Here is a 15,542-nt window from a genome sequence, read left to right as displayed (position 1 = left end):
CCCCGCACCGGCCCCCGTCCCGGCACCGAAGCCGTCGGCGAAGCCCACCCCGCGTCCGTCCGCGACACCCGTGCACTACCCCCGGTACCGCGCCGCGCCGCGGCCACGACCGGCGAGCAACAGCATGTCGCCGCTCACCTTCGTCCTGCTCGTCACGGTGCCCGCGGTGGTCGCCGTCGCCGCGCTGCGCGCGCGCTGACCCCTGAAGCTCTGGAGGCATCTCTTGCCGGAATGGCTTGTTCTCACCCTCGCGATGCTGGCCGCCTGTGTGATGGTGGTCGCCATCACCTTCGTACGCCACCGCACGGCGTCCGACGACGAGGACCCCAGCGAGACCCCGGACGTCATCGAGTACATGACGATGTGGATCGGCGTGGTGTACGCGATCGTCCTGGGCCTGGCGATCGCCGGCGTGTGGGAGGGGCGCAACGCCGCCCAGGACCACGTCCAGGCGGAGGCCACCGCGCTGCACGAGATCTCGGAGCGGGTCCGGGTCTACCCGGACGACGTACGCGACCGCATCCGGGACGACATCCACACGTACGTGAGTCACGTCGTCACCACCGAGTGGGACACCATGGCCGACAAGGGTCAGGTCACCGAGCGCGGCCGTGAGCTCTTCGAGCGCGTCCGCCAGGACGTCACCGACTACGAACCGAAGACGGACTTCCAGGCACAGGCCTACCAGCCGCTCCTGGACCAGGTGACCGCGGCCAGCCAGGCCCGGATCGCCCGGGCGGAGTCGACCGGGGAGACCATGCCGGGCGTGGTGTGGTTCGGGCTGATCAGCGGAGCCGTCGTCACCATCGGGATGATCTTCGCCCTGCAGATCCGCAGAACGACGCGTGAACTGGTCCTCGCCGGGCTGTTCTCGGCGTTGATCGCCTTTCTGCTGTTCCTCATCTGGGACTTCGACTCGCCCTACAGCAGGGGCGTGACCGCGTCGGCTGACCCGTTCCTGAACCTCTTCCCGGGTGCCGGGGACTGACGGCACCCGCACCACGGAACCGGGCCGGGGGGCGAGCGACGCACCGTCGCCGTCCCCCGTCCGCGTCAAGGGGTTTCCCCCTGACGGCCCACACGTGTGCCCCATTCGCGCTACTGCGATCGCGCCGCCGTGCGCCCGTTCTTAGCGTTTCGGGCATCGAGGTGCATTCGTGACGTGAGCGGAACAGGTCCGCGGCGGCTCCTCGGGGACCCGGAGGATTCACCATGCGCGCGATATGCGTCGCTTCGGCCTCGGCCGTACTGCTGGGCGCCGGCACCCTCACCTCCTGCGTGCCGGCCGACGCGGCCGTCCAGACCGACTTCGGCTTCAGCGTCGAGCCCTCCACCGTCGCGGCGGGCGGCCAGGTCACGCTGCGCGTGCAGCGCAACGAAGCATGCCAGGGGGAGGCGGTGGTTTCCTCACCGGTCTTCGACATGCTCGACATCCCGTGGCACCAGTCGTCGGCGACGGCCCGGGTCGACCGGGACGCCAAGCCCGGGGCCGTGTACTCCGTGGTGTTCATCTGTGACGAGTCGAGCGGCACCGCGCACCTGACCATCGCCGGCGGCCGTCCGCCGCACCACCCCCCGCAGCACCCGTCGGACCACCACCGCCATCCGTCGAAGGGCGTGCACGCCGGAGAGGGCGGCACCCTCGCGGCTTTTGACCTCAAGGAGATCGGCCTCGGCGCCGCCCTCATCGCCGGCGCATTGGGCACGGCGTACCACTTCGCACGCCGCCGCACCGACGAGGACGCCGGCTGACCCGCCCGAGGCAGCACGCACAGGTCTTCGCCCCGGATCCCTCGACGGATCCGGGGCGAAGACCTGTGCGTGCGAGGCGGCTCGACGAAGGAGCGGGGAACGAGGCGTCAGACGCTCCGCTCGGCGCGGCGGCGCATCCAGAACACCCCGCCGCCGACGAGCGCCGCGGCCACGAGCCCACCGCCGATGGCCATGTCGGTCGGGGTCGCACCGGTGGTGCTGCTGCCGCCGATACCGCCGCGGACACCGCCGATGACGGTGAAGGCCTGGGGCTTGGTCAGGCTCTTGCCGTCGCACCTGACCGTGATGTCGTACGGCCCCGGGCGGGCGTTGTTCCTGATGGTGGCGGTGCCCCTCGCCGTCTCCTTGGCGCCGGAGACGGGCGAGAGCGTCGCCGGCATCGTGAACGCATTGGAGGTCGCCGTGCCGCCGTGGCGGCAGCCGTCGACCGTGATGGTCAGCTGGCCGCCGCGGGCGATCACGCTGGGCAGGGCGACGATGTTGCTGGGTGTGTCCCACGCGACGGCCGCGGGGGCGGAGAGGCCGAGGGCGGCGACCGCGGCGCCGGCGACCGCCAGGGCACGAGTGTTACGCATGTGAACCTCCGCGGAAGACGCCCCGGGACCCGTCCCCGGTCGATCGGCGAGAAAGCGCCTCCCAGGACGACAGTCAGTTGCCTTGCCCGGAGCCGCATTTCGGGACTGGTCCGTCCTGGTGAGAGGAGGCACCGCGGGACAACCGCGCAATCGGATATCGCCGCAGGTCACGCACCGTCAGAAAATTCCTCGCGGCGGCAACTCGGATGGCGCACCTCATGCCCCGGGCCGCCCCGGGCAGCCCGGAATGCCCTGCGCCACCCGTTCGCTCCTGCCCCGTCGCCGGTTGCGCGCGCGGCGCTTAGCGTTCTGGTATGCGCGAACGACTCGGCGACGGCCGGGTCGAGAGGGGATGGCCCATGTCTGCGTCCGAGCTGGCCGAGGCGGAAGAGGAGGCGCGGCGCAAGAAGCGCGCCCCCTGGGGCGTGATAGCGCTGGTTCTGCTGACCGGCCTCGCGCTCATCCGGAATGGTTCGGGGGAATTCGACGAGGGCCCGCCGCAGCCGGCGACCGCCGCCGCGGCGGACAGCCGCGTGCCCGGTGACACCTTCGCCGGGACCGTCAAGCCCCTCCCCTACGCCCTCCCGGACCGGATCAGGATCCCGGCGATCCAGGTCGACGCGCCGATGATTCCCGTCGGCCTGGACGCGGACGGCTGGGTCGGCGCGCCGCCCCCGGAGGACCCGAACCTGGCCGGCTGGTTCACCGGTGCCGTCACCCCCGGCGAGAAGGGCACCGCGGTCGTCGTCGGCCATGTCGACAACCAGCAGGGCCCCGCCGTGTTCTACGGACTGGGGGCCCTGAAGAAGGGAAACCGCGTCGAGGTCGCCCGGCAGGACGGCAAGACGGCCGTGTTCGAGATCTACGGCGTCGAGGTGTTCGAGAAGGACAACTTCCCCGGCGACCGTGTCTACGCCTCCAAGGGCACGGCGGAACTGCGGGTCATCACCTGCGGCGGCGGTTTCTCCCAGCAGAACGGCTACGAGGGCAACGTCGTCGCCTTCGCCCGCCTGGTCGAGGTGCGCTGAGCGTCCCCGGCCGGGCGGGCGAAGGCCCGACGGCGGGTCTCAGGCGTAGTGCCGCCGGGGCACGGTGACGTGGTAGCCGGAGTCCAGCAGTTCGGGCAGGTAGCGCCGCAGGGCCCGCACGCTCTCCGAGCGGTCGCCCCCGGCGTCGTGTGCGAGCACCACGACACCGGGGGCGGCGCCGTTCTCGACCCGGTTGACGATGGTCCGGGTGCCGGGGCTGGTCCAGTCGAGGGTGTCGAGCGTCCAGGCGAGGGGTTCCATGCCGAGCTCGGCGCCGAGTTGGAAGGCGGCGCGGTTCCAGGCGCCGTAGGGGGCGCGGAACCACTCGGGGCGCTCGCCGCAGGCCTCCTCGATGACGTCACAGGTGCGTTCCATCTGGGAGCGGATCTGGCGGCGGGTCAGGCGGGTGAGCAGCGGGTGGGACCAGGTGTGGTTCCCGACCACATGGCCCTCGTCGGCCATCCGGGCCAGCAGCCCCTTGCTGCCGGCGACCATCTCCCCGCACACGAAGAACATGGCGCGCACGTCGTACTCGGCCAGGGTGTCGAGGATGTCCGGGGTGTAGCGGGGGTCGGGGCCGTCGTCGAAGGTCAGCACCATGGTGCGGCCGCGGCCGGAGAAGCGCAGCAGCGGTGCGCGGCGTACCAGGGTCCGGCGGGGCGCGGCCTGCGGCGGGCCGTACCCGGTCAGGGGCTGCAGCCGGTACGCGGAGGAGCTGAGCGGGCGGCGGGCCTGGGGTCCCGAGGCCGGGACGGACCCGGCGGAGCCGTCCCCGGTGACCGCCGTGAGCACACGGGCCGTGGCGGCCGCTCCCACGGCGCCGGTGCCCGCGATCAACAGCCGGCGCCTGGTGAGCAACTGATCCTTCTTCATGACTCATCAGTCGCCCGGCGGAAGGCCGACGCACCTGAGCAACACCGGTGCGGCGGCACGGATTCACCCGAACGGCCCAGGCAAAAGGGTCAGTGCGGGCGCACCAGGGGGAACGGCAGGGTCTCCCGGATCGTCAGTCCGGTGAGGAACATGACCAGCCGGTCGACGCCGATGCCGAGGCCGCCGGTGGGCGGCATGGCGTACTCGAGGGCGTCGAGGAAGTCCTCGTCGAGTTCCATCGCCTCGGGATCGCCCCCGGCGGCGAGCAGGGACTGCGCGGTGAGGCGGCGGCGCTGCTCGACGGGGTCGGTCAGCTCCGAGTAGGCGGTGCCGAGTTCGGTGCCGAAGGCGACGAGGTCCCAGCGTTCGGCGAGGCGCGGGTCGCTGCGGTGCTGCCGGGTGAGCGGGGAGACCTCGGTCGGGAAGTCCTTGTAGAAGGTGGGCAGCTGGGTGCGCTCCTCCACCAGCCGCTCGTACATCTCCAGGACGACGTCGCCGTGGCCGTCGTCGGCGGTGTACGGCACGCCCGCGCGGTCGCACAGCCGGAGCAGCTCCGGCAGCTCCGTCCCCGGGTGGATCTCCTCGCCGAGGGCCTCGCCGATGGCGCCGTAGACGGTCTTGACCGGCCACGGGCCGGAGATGTCGTACTCCTTGCCGTCCTTGCGGGCCACGGGCGTGCCGAAGGCGGCGGTCGCGGCGCCCTGGACGAGTTCACGGGCGAGGTCGAGCATCACGTCGTAGTCGGCGAAGGCCTGGTAGGCCTCCAGCATCGTGAACTCGGGGTTGTGCTTGTAGGAGACGCCCTCGTTGCGGAAGGTGCGGCCCAGTTCGAAGACCTTCTCCAGGCCGCCGACGCACAGCCGCTTGAGGTACAGCTCGGGGGCGATGCGCAGGTAGAGGTCGAGGTCGTAGGCGTTGATGTGGGTGGTGAAGGGGCGGGCGTTGGCGCCGCCGTGGATCTGCTGGAGCATCGGTGTCTCGACCTCCAGGTAACCGCGTTCCAGCAGGCCCTGGCGCAGCGCCTGGACGGCGGTGGAGCGGGCGCGGATCACCTCGCGGGCGTCGGGGCTCGTGACCAGGTCGAGGTAGCGGCGGCGGACCTTGGCCTCCGGGTCGGCCAGGCCTCGGCGTTTGTCGGGCAGGGGGCGCAGGCACTTGCCGGTGAGCTGCCAGGAGGTGACGAAGACGGTGGGCTCGCCCTTGTCGCTGACGCCGGCCCGGCCGGTGGCGGTGATGTGGTCGCCGATGTCGGTGTCGGCGGTGAAGCGGTCCAGGGCGGGTCCCGAGCGGTCGCGGGTGAGGGCGAGCTGGTGGTCGCCGGACCAGTCGCGCAGGACGGCGAAGACGATGCCGCCGAAGTCGCGGACCAGCATGACCCGGCCGGCGACGGTGACCTGTTGGTCCTCTCCGACCTCGGCGAGGGCGTGGGTGGGGGCCGGTACGCCCACCGGGTAGGGGTCGGTGCCGGCGGCGCGCAGCCGGTCGAGCTTGCGGTGCCGGACGCGGACCTGGTCGGACAGGCCGGCGAGGGGGTCGGCGGGCTCGGTCCCGTCCCCTCCGGCGAGGCCGAGCGCCGCCACTGACGGCAGCCCCTCCGTGGTGGCGGGCCGCTGTCCATCCTTCGAGTGCCCTTTTCCCCAGAGCTTGTGCATCGAAGGTACGGACACGAAGCCCTCGGCGATGCCGGAGGCGAGTCCGACCCGGGCGAGGGAGGCGGCCTCCGAGTAGCAGAGGAAGCGGGGGTACCACTCGGGGTGGTACTTGGCGTTGGACCGGTACAGGGCCTCCAGTTGCCACCACTTGGAGAAGAACAGCAGCAGGCGGCGCCAGAGGCGGAGCACCGGTCCGGCGCCGATGCGGGCGCCCTCCTCGAACACGGAGCGGAAGACGGCGAAGTTCAGCGAGATCCTGCGCACGCCCAGTTTCGGTGCGGCGTGGCACAGTTCGGCGACCATGAACTCCATGACGCCGTTGGGGGCGGTGCGGTCACGGCGCATCAGGTCCAGGGAGACGCCGTCCCTGCCCCAGGGCACGAAGGACTGGAGGGCGAGGAGGCGGCCGTCCTTGTCGTGGGCCTCGACCAGGAGGCAGTCGCCGTCGGCCGGGTCGCCCAGCCGGTCCAGGGCCATGGAGAAGCCGCGTTCGGTCTCGGTGTCGCGCCAGGCGTCGGCCCGTTCGACGATCTGCCGCATCTCCTCCTCGCTCAGGGTCGAGTGGCGGCGGACGCGGCAGGTGGCGCCGGCACGGCGGACGCGGTTGACGGCCTGGCGGGTGACGCGCATGTCGCGGCCGTCGAGGTCGAAGTCGCGGACGTGCAGGATCGCCTCGTCGCCGAGCTGGAGCGCGCCGAGCCCGGCGCGGACGAAGGCCTTGGCGCCCTCCTCGGAGGCGCCCATCACGGCCGGTACCCAGGCGTGCCGGCGGGCCACGTCCTGCCAGACGGCGATCGCGTGCGGCCAGGCCTCCCGGTCGCCCACCGGGTCGCCGCTGGCCAGGCACACGCCGGCCTCGACGCGGTAGGTGACGGCGGCCTTGCCGCTGGGCGAGAAGACGACGGCCTTGTCGCGGCGGGTGGCGAAGTAGCCGAGGGAGTCCTGGTCGCCGTAGCGGGCGAGGAGGGCGCGGATGCGGGGCTCCTCGTCGTCGTGCAGGGCGGCTTCCAGGCGCTGCGAGCGGAACAGGGTGGCGGCGGCGTTCAGCAGGGCGAGCGCGCCGAACAGGCCGAGCAGGAAGAACAGGGCGTGCGGCGGGCGGCCGTCGAAGCTGCCCGCGGGCACCAGGCCGCCCAGGACCCGGTTCGCGGCCCAGGCCAGGCGCTCGCCGCGGGGCAGCGTGCCCGGGAACGCCTCGACCAGCCCCCAGCCGGCCAGGATCGCCACGGCCAGCCCGGCCGCCAGGACGGCGAGCGCCCGGCGTACGGCGGCCCGGCGGGAGGCGGCGTAGAACTCCCCGCGCGCGACGATCAGCAGGACCAGGGCGAGGCCGCAGACCACGAAGGACGGGACGGACTCGCTGAACTCGCCGACGGCCATGCCGAGGATGTCGGTCAGGACCAGCAAACCCAGGTAGACGACGACCAGCCACCAGGCGATCTTCTTGCGGGCGCCGGTCGCGGCGGCGAGCAGGAACAGGAAGACCGCGTAGGCGAGGTTGGCGCTGACGGGGACGAGCAGCAGGTCGAGGAAGCGGACGAGGGGGCGGAGCCCGGTGCGCAGCGGCGGGATGACCGCCAGCAGGGCGCAGAGCAGGCCCAGGGCGCCGAAGAGGACCGCCAAGCCCTCGGGTACCCGGCTCAGGAAACCGTGGGCCCGGCCGCGGGGCGGCCGTATCGGACCCGCGGTGCCCTTGTCGGCCGTCCCGCTGTCCGCGATGGCACTCATGTTCCGACTCTAGGAACACCCGTGTCCTCTCGCCCCTCGAGCGCTCCCGCCCCCAGACCTGACCTGTGGCCTTCGATAGCCTCGCAGCGTGACGGAACAGCACTCCCATCAGTTCGAACGGGGCACGGACGGGCCGAAGGTGATCGTGGCCGGGGTGGACGGCTCCGACTCGTCCCTGCGCGCCGCGGCCTACGCCGCCGGCCTGGCCCGGCGCCAGCACGCGCTGCTCGCCGTGGTGTACGTGCAGCCGGTACTGGCGGCGGGCGCGGCGCTCGGGGCGCCGGTGGCCGGGACGACCGACGAGATCGCCGAGGACTTGGTGGCGCAGATCCGGGACGCGGCCGAGCGGCTCAAGGGGATATTCGAGGTCCGCTGGGAGTTCCAGACGTTCCGCGGCGATCCGTACAACGGCCTGGTGAAGGCGGCGGACGAACTCAAGGCGGACGCGGTGGTCGTGGGCGCGTCCGAACAGGCGGGCCACCGCATCGTCGGATCGGTGGCGGTGCGGCTGGTGAAGGCGGGGCGGTGGCCGGTGACGGTGGTGCCGTAGGCCTCATCGGCATACCGGGGACCTAGGTCCCCGGTCGGTGTACACGAGGATCACGTGGGCCCGAGGATGCTGCGGTGACTTCTGCTGCCTTCGACGTGGACACCTTTCTGCACCGGCCGCTCACCGCGCGCCTCGCCACTAACGGGCCGACGGTCCGGCCCGTCTGGTTCCTGTGGGAGGAGGGCGCCTTCTGGGTGCTGACCGGGCCCTGGGCGCGCCTCTTCGACCGGGTGCGGGCCGATCCCGGGGTCGCGCTGGTGGTGGACGAGTGCGATCTGGCGACGGGGCTGGTCCGGCAGGTGATCGCGCGGGGCCGGGCCGAGCTCCTGCCGTTCGACGTCGAGCGGGGCCGGCGCAAGCTCGTCCGCTATCTGGGCGCCGACGAGGCGCGGTGGGACGAGCGATTCGTGCACTACCTGCACGACGATCCCGCGCAGCGGGGGACGGTGTGGCTGCGTCTGAAGCCCGTGTCCCTCGTCGCGCACGACCTGAGCTACGCCGTGGCCCCCTGAGGCGACAGGGCCCTCGCGGTGTCTTCCGTCACGGGGGCACCTGGGCCATCATGATCCGCCATCAGCCGTTTGCCGATCGCGAAGAGGTGAGGCGCATGGCCGGGCTCCGCATGGGTCAGGGGATTCTCCGTCGCAAACCCATCGAGCAGATCGAGGAGACGGAAGTCGGCAAGGGCACCCAGCTCGAACGGTCCCTGGGGCTGTGGCAGCTGACCGCCATCGGCGTGGGCGGCATCATCGGCGCGGGCATCTTCACCCTCGCCGGAACCGTGGCCAACGGTACGGCCGGTCCGGCCGTGCTCGTCTCCTTCCTCATCGCGGGCGTCGCGAGTGCCGCGGCCGCCCTGTCCTACGCCGAGTTCGCCGGGCTCATCCCGAAGGCCGGTTCCGCCTACACCTACGGCTACGCGGTGCTCGGCGAGCTCGCGGGCTGGTTCATCGGCTGGGACCTGCTGCTGGAGTACACGGCGATCGTGGCGGTGGTCGCGATCGGCATCTCCGGCTACTTCAGCTTCCTGGTCGGTGAGATGGGCGCCGACCTGCCGAACTGGATGCTGGGCGCCCCCGGCACCGGTGACGGGCACAAGGTCGACCTGTTCGCGGCGCTGCTGTGCCTGCTGATCGCGTATCTGCTCACCCTCGGCATCAAGAACGCGGCCCGGTTCGAGACGGTCGTGGTGGTGCTGAAGGTCCTGGTCGTGCTGCTGGTGATCGGGGTCGGCGTGTTCCACATCGACACGGCGCACTACAACCCGTTCTTCCCGTACGGGGTCGGCGGGGCGTTCACGGGCGCGGCGACGGTGTTCTTCGCGGTGTTCGGCTACGACGCCATGTCGACGGCGGCCGAGGAGTCCAAGGACGCCCAGCGGCACATGCCGAAGGCGATCATCTACTCGCTCGCCATCTCGATGGTGCTGTACGTGGCGGCCTGCCTGGTGCTGACGGGCATGCAGGACTACAAGGAGATCGACAAGGAGAGCGGCTTCTCGACGGCGTTCAAGTCGGTGGGGCTGAGCGGGCTGGCGGACGTCATCGCGGTGGGCGCGATCATCGGCATCCTCACGGTGATGTTCACGTTCATGCTGGGCGTGACCCGGGTGTGGTTCTCCATGTCCCGTGACGGGCTGCTGCCCAGGTGGTTCGCGAAGACGCACCCGACGCGGCACGTGCCCACGCGTGTCACCTGGATCGTGGGGTTCGCGTCGGCCGCCATCGCCGGGTTCCTGCCGATCGGCGAGGCGGCCGAGCTGACCAACATCGGCATCCTGCTGGCGTTCGTGGTGGTGTGCGCGGCGGTGATCGTGCTGCGCTACCGGCAGCCGGACCTGCCGCGCACGTTCCGCACGCCGTGGATGCCGGTCGTGCCGGCCGTGGGCATCGTCTTCTCGATCTGGCTGATCACCTTCCTCCAGTGGCAGACCTGGGCGCGGTTCGCCGTGTGGTTCGCGCTGGGGCTCGTGGTCTACTTCGCGTACTCCTACCGGCGCTCGGAGCTGGCGAGGCGCCGCCCGGACGGCGAGTGAGGCCCTACTCCCCCATCACCAGACCGTCTTCGGCCGCGCCCCGGCTGAGCACGACGTCGCGGATGCGGTCGCGGACGGCCTGGACGCCGGCGCCCTGGGCGATCGCCCGGTTGAGGTTGACGACCCGGCCGGCGTCGACGTCGAACAGCTGCGGGACGAACTCGGCCTTGGTCACCTCCCAGCGGCCGCCCGGCCGTGCGGGCGGGGCGAAGGTGAAGCGGCCGAGGGTGGACTGGTTGCCGCGCGGGTCCCGGGCGCCCTGGTGGTTGGTCATCTCGCCGGCGATCTGGTCGCCCATGCCGTAGATCACCCAGGTGCCGTTGACCTTCTCGTAGGCCTGCGGGACGTGCGCGTGGGTGCCGAGGACGAGGTCGACGTCGGGGCGGCCCCCGCTGCTCGCGGCGGTGAGGCTGCGGGCCAGGGTCACTTGCTGTTCGTCGGGGGCGTCCTGCCACTCGGTGCCCCAGTGTGTGGAGACCACGACCACGTCGGCGCCGGCCCGGCGCGCGGCCCGGGCGTCCTCGAGGATCCTGGCCTCGTCGATGAGGTTCACGGCCCAGGGCTGTCCGTCCGGCAGCGGGATGCCGTTGGTGCCGTAGGTGTAGGCGAGGTGCGCGACCTTCGCCGGGCCCGCCTGGAGGATCGTCACCGTACGGGCCTCCTCCTCGGCGCGTGCCGAGCCGGCGTGCCGTACGCCCGCGCGGTCGAGGGCGTCGAGGGTGCGGCGGATGCCGTCGGCGCCGTCGTCGAGGGTGTGGTTGGAGGCGGTGGAGCAGCCGTCGTAGCCGGTGGCGGCGAGGGCCCGGGCGACCTCGGGCGGGGACTTGAAGGTGGGGTAGCCGGTGTAGTCGCCGTCCGCGCCGTACACCGTCTCCATGTGGCACAGGGCCACGTCGGCGCGGGAGACGACGGAGCGGATCCCCGCGAGCATCGGCCGGAAGTCGTAGCCGGTGCCGCCGGCGTCGAAGCGGGCCCGGTCGATGATCGTGCTGTGCGGGAGGACGTCGCCGGAGGCGACCAGTGTGAAGCCGCGGGGTTCCACCGCGGAGGGCGCCGGGCGTCCGGGGCCGGTCGGTTCGTGGCTGCGGGCCTGGCAGGCGGCACCCGCGGCGAGGGCGACGGTCAGGGCCAGGGCCACCTGTCGACTGCGTGCGATCATGCATTCACCCCACTGTGGGCGTTGTGGTCGTATTTACGCACAAACAGGAAAGAAGGCTCACCGCGCCCCACGCGGCTCCGACACGCTCATCAGCCCGTCCGGCACCCACATGGCCGGGCGCGTGACCGTTCGTCGAACCGTTCGTCGACGCGATCGACCGTCCGCCGCACAGGCGGATACGTGCCCTGTCCCCCGGCTGGGCCCTGCGGTGGCATACGGCCATGACGGCCGGATCCACTCTCACCAACGGAACGACCGCCGAGCACGAGCTCGCCGCACTGCAGCGGGAGCACGGCCGGCCCCTTTTCGCGCTCCTGCTCCGGCTCTGCGACGGCGACCGGCAGCGCGCGGAGGACCTGGTCCAGGAGACGCTGGTGCGTGCCTGGCAGCACCCCGAGGCGCTGCGCGCCGACGACTTCGAGTCCGTACGGCCCTGGCTGATGACCGTCGCGCGGCGGCTCGCGATCGACGCCCGGCGGGCCCGGCAGGCCCGTCCGGCCGAGGTCGGCGACGCGGTGCTGGAGAACGCGCGGGTCATCTCCGACCACGCCGAGCGGGCCGTGGCGATGCTCGACGTCCGCCAGGCTGTGAAGACACTCACTCCGGAACACCGTGAAGTCCTGGTGCTCGTGTACTTCCAGGGGGCGAGTGTGGCGGAAGCCGCGGCGACCCTCGGCATCCCGCCCGGTACCGTGAAGTCCCGCGCGTACTACGCGCTGCGCGCCCTGCGCCGGGTGCTTCCGGGGTACGCCGCCGACCTGCGCTGAAACCCATGGCTGAGTCAAACCTCCGTAAAGCGCCTTGCTGCGGACCCCGGTTGAGTAATCGGCTGTTCCCATCCGTGTTCCGGATGGGGCCGTCAGCGCCCCGGGGCCCGGTGTCGGGCGACGCGCACGTACCGGAGGAAGGCAGGAAGGGATGCTGCACAGAAGCGAAGAGGGCACGGACGGCGCCGACGGTGAACTGACCGTCCCCATGGCGTGGTTGTATGCCGAGTACATCGCCGACGAGCTGCTGCGGAGCGGCGATCTGATGCCGCCGACGTCCTTCGAGTTCCGCGCGGGGCGGGACGCCCTGGCGCTGACCATCTTCCTCTCCGACACCGAGGGAGAGCTCTCGGGCATCAGGGTCGTCACGCAACTGGAGACGTGGCTGTCACTGACGGCCTACGACCAGCCGTGGCAGGAGTGGGTGCGCGAGCGGCTGGCCGAGGTCGCCGCCGGGGCCGCGGAGTCGGGTCGGCCCGCGCCGGACCTGGACCTGGCGGAGGAGGCCTGGCGCTGGCTCCAGGAGACGGAGCTGCTCGCGCCCGACCTGAACGCGGTGCCGGGCGGCGCTCCGGTGGTCGGTGAGGACGAGGGGCCGAAGGTCTGGACGCCCGCCTGGCAGCTCGGACTGCCGCTGGGACACCTCGCCATCCATCTTTTTTAGATTTCCGCGTCCCCGGACCAATCCGCGGGCCGGGGCGCTCCGAATCCTTTGGTTGCGATTGTGTCACCGGCTTGAGTGATTCCGCTGCCTGGTCCGTACCGGTGGGAGCAAGGAGTAACCCCACCCGCACCCAACGGCACGAGGATTCGGCATGAGGTCCCTGGAAAGGCATCGCGACGTCGGCGCCTACGCGCTCGGCGTGCTGGACGAGGCGGAGGCCTTCCGCTTCGAGGACCACCTCATGGAGTGCCCTCGGTGCGCCGCAGAGGTGACGGAATTCGGCCCGACGACACGGCAGTTGATGCTGTACCGGCGGGCGACGCCACGGTTCGTGCACCCGATGGCGCAGCCCGGGCCGCGCATGCTGGACCGGCTGCTGGCCGAGGTGGCGACGCGGCGCCGGGCCGGGCGCAGGCGCATGCTGTTCGCCCTGGCCGCGTCGGTGGTGTTCGCCGTGTCGGTACCGGGGGTCGCGATGATGGCGCAGGGCAGCCCCGAGGAGCCGGTGCGGATCGCGGCGACCGACGCGCGGTCGGGTGTCTGGGCCCAGGTCACCGTCGAGGACAAGGCCTCGGGCAGCCAGGTCGAACTGAAGGTGAAGGACGCGGCCGGTCCCCGGCCCTGCCACCTCGTCATCGTCGGCCGCGACGGCACGGAGGAGACCGCGACCAGCTGGCACGGGCCCGGGCACGACACCCACCCCAACACGATGATGGCCAGCTCCTCCATGCATCCCGACGAGACCGCCCGCTACGAGGTCCGCTCGGCGGCCGGAGAGGTCCTGGTGAGACTTCAGCCGCAATAGCGCCGTCCGGCACATCCCCGCCTGCTCCGCGGAGGGGCTGTCGTCCGTCCGCCCCGGTCGCCGGGCATCTCGTGCGCCCCGGTGTGAGACTGCTGGACGACACGCCCGGGAGGTCCGGGTGCCCGCGGTCCCGGCGAGGGGAGACGAGGTGGCGACGGCAGAGACCGGCGACGGTCGCCTGGAGGAGTTCCTCGCCGATCCGGAGAACGCGGCGCTGGACCTGACCACCGCGGCGGCCCGCTGCACCAAGGCCCTGGGGCTCCAGCACTCCGTGGTCTACCTCGCCGACATCCAGCAGCGCCGGCTCGTCCCGCTCACCGACGTCACCCCGCCCCTGCCCGTCGACGACTCGCTCGCGGGCTGGACCTACCGCACCCAGTCCCTGCGCGTGGAGGAGTCCGAGTCGGGCGGCATGACGGCCTGGATCCCCCTCGTGGACGGAGCGGAACGCCTCGGCGTCCTCGCCGTGCACGCGCCCTCGCTGACGCCGGCCGTCCTGCGCCGCGGCAGGGCCCTCGCCACGCTCCTCGCCATGATGATCACGTCCACCCGGGCGTACCAGGACTCCTTCGTCCGGCGTACGCGCACGAATCCGATGCGCCTGCCCGCCGAGATGCTGCGGGCCTTCCTGCCGCCCCGCACGATCGGCACCCAGCACGTCGTGTCCACGGCTGTGCTGGAGCCGGCCTACGAGATCGGCGGCGACGCCTTCGACCACTCCCTCACGGACACGACCCTGCACGCCACGGTCCTGGACGCCATGGGACACGACCTGGCCTCCGGGCTGACCACGGCCGTCTCACTGGCCGCGTGYCGCAACGCCCGGCGGACCGGGGCGGACCTGCCCGAGCTGGTGCAGTGCGTCGACGACGCGCTGGCGCACTGGCTGCCCGACCAGTTCTGCACGGGCGTGCTGGCCCAGCTGGACCTGGCCTCCGGGATGCTGCGGTGGAGCAACTGCGGGCATCCCACCCCGTTGCTCATCCGCGACCAGCGGCTGCTTGTCGACGCCATGCGGCGCGACCCGGATCCGCCGATGGGACTGCCCTCGCTGCTCGCCGGGCGGCAGCGGCGGACACACGAGATCGCGCTGAAGCCCGGCGACCGGGTGCTGATGTACACCGACGGGGTCACCGAGGCCAGGGGTGCCGACGGCGCGGAGTTCGGGCTGGAGCAGTTCGCCGACTACATCATCCGGGCGACGGCAGCGGGCGAGCTGGCGCCCGAGACGCTGCGGCGCCTCATCCACTCCATCCTCGACTCGTCCACCAGCCGGCTGCGGGACGACGCGACCATCCTCATGTTCGAGTGGTCGCGCCCTGCCCGGTGAGGCCGAGGACGGGTCACTTCAGCAGCCGGGACAATCTGCGGTCCGCCAGCGGTTTGCCACCGGTCTGGCAGGTCGGGCAGTACTGCAGCGAGGAATCGCTGAAGGACACCTCGCGGACGGTGTCGCCGCACACCGGGCAGGGCTCGCCCGTGCGGCCGTGCACGCGCAGGCCGCTCTTCTTCTCGGCCTTCAGCCGGCCCGCCGCCACGCCCCGGGAGCGTTCGACCGCCTCGGTGAGCGTGTCGCGCAGGGCCGCGTACAGCCGCCCGGTCTCCTCCTCGGTCAGGGACGCGGCCAGTTTGAAGGGCGACATCCTCGCCGCGTGCAGGATCTCGTCGCTGTAGGCGTTGCCCACGCCCGCGATCAGGCTCTGGTCGCGCAACGCGCCCTTGACCTGCCGCCGTTCACCGGCCAGCAGTTCCGTGAAGCGCCGCTCGTCGAAGTCGTCGGCCAGCGGGTCCGGGCCGAGCCGGGCGATGCCCTGGACCTCCTGCGGGTCCCCCACGACGTACACCGCCAGCCGCTTCTGAGTACCGGCCTCGGTCAGGTCGAAGCCGGCGCYGGTCTCCAGGGCCACGCGCAGGGCGAGGGGGCCCTTGCCGG

The 15,542-nt window shown here is 71.9% G+C and carries 15 protein-coding genes and 1 pseudogene; 11 read left to right on the top strand and 5 right to left on the bottom strand.

What is annotated here, in order from left to right:
- The 3 genes and pseudogenes from CA983_RS47250 to CA983_RS27480 all read left to right on the top strand — a co-directional run.
- Positions 1-199, top strand: a pseudogene (locus CA983_RS47250) (hypothetical protein); the annotation flags it as partial.
- A 24-nt stretch (positions 200-223) separates the two neighbouring features.
- Positions 224-988, top strand: a complete 765-nt coding sequence (locus CA983_RS27485) for a bestrophin-like domain (RefSeq protein WP_086603525.1) — start codon at positions 224-226, stop codon at positions 986-988.
- 224 nt (positions 989-1,212) lie between these two features.
- The gene (locus CA983_RS27480; RefSeq protein ID WP_086603524.1) at positions 1,213-1,752 is read left to right on the top strand and encodes a hypothetical protein; all 540 of its coding nucleotides are present in this window, start codon (positions 1,213-1,215) and stop codon (positions 1,750-1,752) included.
- 107 nt (positions 1,753-1,859) lie between these two features.
- Here CA983_RS27480 and CA983_RS27475 read toward each other — a convergent pair whose 3' ends face one another.
- On the bottom strand, positions 1,860-2,348 hold the full coding sequence (locus CA983_RS27475; RefSeq protein ID WP_086603523.1) for a hypothetical protein: 489 nt from the start codon (positions 2,346-2,348) through the stop codon (positions 1,860-1,862).
- 359 nt (positions 2,349-2,707) lie between these two features.
- On the opposite strand from CA983_RS27475, the gene CA983_RS27470 reads away from it, so the two are divergent.
- Complete coding sequence (locus CA983_RS27470; protein WP_086603522.1) at positions 2,708-3,376, top strand: class F sortase; 669 nt, start codon at positions 2,708-2,710, stop codon at positions 3,374-3,376.
- A gap of 39 nt (positions 3,377-3,415) precedes the next feature.
- Here CA983_RS27470 and CA983_RS27465 read toward each other — a convergent pair whose 3' ends face one another.
- Positions 3,416-4,249, bottom strand: coding sequence for a polysaccharide deacetylase family protein (locus CA983_RS27465; protein ID WP_086603521.1), 834 nt, complete (start codon positions 4,247-4,249; stop codon positions 3,416-3,418).
- 89 nt (positions 4,250-4,338) lie between these two features.
- Complete coding sequence (lysX, locus tag CA983_RS27460) at positions 4,339-7,629, bottom strand: bifunctional lysylphosphatidylglycerol synthetase/lysine--tRNA ligase LysX (protein WP_086603520.1); 3,291 nt, start codon at positions 7,627-7,629, stop codon at positions 4,339-4,341.
- Positions 7,630-7,717: 88 nt separating this feature from the next.
- On the opposite strand from lysX, the gene CA983_RS27455 reads away from it, so the two are divergent.
- The 3 genes from CA983_RS27455 to CA983_RS27445 all read left to right on the top strand — a co-directional run bounded on the left by CA983_RS27455 (position 7,718) and on the right by CA983_RS27445 (position 10,214).
- Positions 7,718-8,179, top strand: coding sequence for a universal stress protein (locus CA983_RS27455; RefSeq protein ID WP_086603519.1), 462 nt, complete (start codon positions 7,718-7,720; stop codon positions 8,177-8,179).
- A gap of 74 nt (positions 8,180-8,253) precedes the next feature.
- Positions 8,254-8,691 carry a pyridoxamine 5'-phosphate oxidase family protein gene (locus tag CA983_RS27450; RefSeq protein ID WP_167407476.1) on the top strand — a complete coding sequence of 146 codons (438 nt, stop codon included), beginning with the start codon at positions 8,254-8,256 and terminating at the stop codon, positions 8,689-8,691.
- A gap of 95 nt (positions 8,692-8,786) precedes the next feature.
- Complete coding sequence (locus CA983_RS27445; protein WP_086603517.1) at positions 8,787-10,214, top strand: amino acid permease; 1,428 nt, start codon at positions 8,787-8,789, stop codon at positions 10,212-10,214.
- A gap of 4 nt (positions 10,215-10,218) precedes the next feature.
- On the opposite strand, the gene CA983_RS27440 is transcribed toward CA983_RS27445, so the two are convergent.
- Positions 10,219-11,373, bottom strand: coding sequence for a CapA family protein (locus CA983_RS27440; protein WP_086603516.1), 1,155 nt, complete (start codon positions 11,371-11,373; stop codon positions 10,219-10,221).
- Between the two features lie 221 nt (positions 11,374-11,594).
- On the opposite strand from CA983_RS27440, the gene CA983_RS27435 reads away from it, so the two are divergent.
- The 4 genes from CA983_RS27435 (at position 11,595) to CA983_RS27420 (ending at position 14,939) form a co-directional block, all read left to right on the top strand.
- A complete protein-coding gene (locus CA983_RS27435) occupies positions 11,595-12,140 on the top strand; it encodes a sigma-70 family RNA polymerase sigma factor (RefSeq protein WP_086603515.1) in 546 nt (181 codons plus the stop codon).
- Positions 12,141-12,291: 151 nt separating this feature from the next.
- A complete protein-coding gene (locus CA983_RS27430; RefSeq protein ID WP_086603514.1) occupies positions 12,292-12,804 on the top strand; it encodes a hypothetical protein in 513 nt (170 codons plus the stop codon).
- 151 nt (positions 12,805-12,955) lie between these two features.
- Entirely contained in the window at positions 12,956-13,609 is a 654-nt protein-coding gene (locus CA983_RS27425) for a zf-HC2 domain-containing protein (RefSeq protein ID WP_086603513.1), read from the top strand.
- Positions 13,610-13,757: 148 nt separating this feature from the next.
- The gene (locus CA983_RS27420; protein ID WP_086603512.1) at positions 13,758-14,939 is read left to right on the top strand and encodes a PP2C family protein-serine/threonine phosphatase; all 1,182 of its coding nucleotides are present in this window, start codon (positions 13,758-13,760) and stop codon (positions 14,937-14,939) included.
- A 13-nt stretch (positions 14,940-14,952) separates the two neighbouring features.
- Here CA983_RS27420 and CA983_RS27415 read toward each other — a convergent pair.
- Positions 14,953-15,542, bottom strand: a 590-nt coding sequence (locus CA983_RS27415; RefSeq protein WP_086603511.1) for a zinc finger domain-containing protein, incomplete at its 5' end; no start/stop codon positions are given.

This window comes from Streptomyces swartbergensis (assembly GCF_002148965.1).
GTDB classification, from domain to species: domain Bacteria; phylum Actinomycetota; class Actinomycetes; order Streptomycetales; family Streptomycetaceae; genus Streptomyces; species Streptomyces swartbergensis.
This window is presented reverse-complemented; position numbering and strand designations above follow the sequence as displayed.

Excerpts from the sequence above, each read along its gene's own strand:
- CA983_RS27480 (WP_086603524.1), top strand. The coding sequence starts at position 1,213 with ATGCGCGCGATATGCGTCGCTTCGGCCTCGGCCGTACTGCTGGGCGCC.
- CA983_RS27475 (WP_086603523.1), bottom strand. The coding sequence starts at position 2,348 with ATGCGTAACACTCGTGCCCTGGCGGTCGCCGGCGCCGCGGTCGCCGCC.
- CA983_RS27470 (WP_086603522.1), top strand. The coding sequence starts at position 2,708 with ATGTCTGCGTCCGAGCTGGCCGAGGCGGAAGAGGAGGCGCGGCGCAAG.
- CA983_RS27465 (WP_086603521.1), bottom strand. The coding sequence starts at position 4,249 with ATGAAGAAGGATCAGTTGCTCACCAGGCGCCGGCTGTTGATCGCGGGC.
- lysX (WP_086603520.1), bottom strand. The coding sequence starts at position 7,629 with ATGAGTGCCATCGCGGACAGCGGGACGGCCGACAAGGGCACCGCGGGT.
- CA983_RS27445 (WP_086603517.1), top strand. The coding sequence starts at position 8,787 with ATGGCCGGGCTCCGCATGGGTCAGGGGATTCTCCGTCGCAAACCCATC.
- CA983_RS27440 (WP_086603516.1), bottom strand. The coding sequence starts at position 11,373 with ATGATCGCACGCAGTCGACAGGTGGCCCTGGCCCTGACCGTCGCCCTC.
- CA983_RS27435 (WP_086603515.1), top strand. The coding sequence starts at position 11,595 with ATGACGGCCGGATCCACTCTCACCAACGGAACGACCGCCGAGCACGAG.
- CA983_RS27430 (WP_086603514.1), top strand. The coding sequence starts at position 12,292 with ATGCTGCACAGAAGCGAAGAGGGCACGGACGGCGCCGACGGTGAACTG.
- CA983_RS27425 (WP_086603513.1), top strand. The coding sequence starts at position 12,956 with ATGAGGTCCCTGGAAAGGCATCGCGACGTCGGCGCCTACGCGCTCGGC.